Below are 1,220 nucleotides of genomic sequence, written 5' to 3'. Positions count from 1 at the left end.
CCCCTTGTCCCCTTGTCCCCAGTCGATGGCGGTCCCCGATCCCCAACCAACTTCTTCGCGCCGCCGATCAATTTATTGTTTATCGCAATTCAATTTCCGGGCCAACTGTAATTGCTGGTTATCCTTGGTTTAATGATTGGGGTCGAGACACATTAATTGCCTTACCCGGATTAGCACTAACAACAGGTCAATTTGAAATTGCCAAAGGCTTATTAGAAACTTTCGGTTCCTATTGTAAATATGGTTTAATTCCTAACACATTTCCTGACCAAGGAAACGAACCATTTTATAACAGTATAGATGCTTCTTTGTGGTGGATTGAAACATTAGGGCTTTACTTAGAAGCAACCGAAGATTGGGATTTTTTAGTCACACAATATCTCGTGTTTCGCCAAATTTATAAAGCTTTCTCTACTGGCACAATGTTCAATATTCATATTGATGCCACAGATGGTTTACTAACTTGGGATGCGCCTAATGTAGCGATTACTTGGATGGATGTAGTAATTAGTGGAAAACCAATTACTCCTCGTTGTGGTAAACCAGTAGAAATTAATGCTTTGTGGTACTCGGCTTTATGTTGGGCAACCAAATGGGCAGAAAAACTGTCAACTCATCAATCTGCTAAGGTTGAGCAATTGTACAGTCAGCGCGATCGCTATTTACAACAAGCAGAACAAGTCAAAGAATCCCTACAAAAATACTGGAATCCTCATCAACAATACTTCTACGATACTATTTCCCCAGACGACCAACCCGACCCCAAAATTCGCCCCAATGCAGTCTTAGCATTATCCTTATATCATTGTGGATTTCCCCCAGAACAAGCCCGTCAAGTATTACAAATAGCCAAAGATAAACTCTTAACACCCTACGGTTTACGCAGTCTCGCACCAGACGATCCTGATTATATTGGTTCCTATACAGGAGATTCAATTCACCGAGATAGTGCTTACCATCAAGGTACAGTTTGGAGTTGGTTAATTGGCTGTTTTATTAATGCTTGGCAACGCTTTTATGAAAATGAACCATTGCCTTTTGATTGGCAACCAATGCTAGACCATTTTCAAAATCAAGCTTGTATAGGTTCCGTCTCAGAAATCTTTGATGGCGACCCTCCCCACACACCGCAAGGTGCTTTCGCCCAAGCTTGGTCAGTGGCAGAAATCCTCCGTTATTTTCCCAAGTAATTGGAGATAGGGGACTGGGAAGAAGAGGTG

Annotated in this window: 1 protein-coding gene; it reads left to right on the top strand. The window is 42.0% G+C overall.

The window, feature by feature from the left end:
• The coding region (locus tag IQ264_RS32495) for an amylo-alpha-1,6-glucosidase (RefSeq protein ID WP_322744853.1) at positions 1 to 1,190 on the top strand (1,190 nt) is incomplete at its 5' end.
• Positions 1,191 to 1,220: the final 30 nt, after the last annotated feature.

Source organism: [Phormidium] sp. LEGE 05292, assembly GCF_015207735.1.
Lineage (GTDB): Bacteria > Cyanobacteriota > Cyanobacteriia > Cyanobacteriales > Aerosakkonemataceae > Floridanema.
Note: the sequence above shows the minus strand (reverse complement) of the source record. Positions and strands in the feature narration are given on the sequence as shown.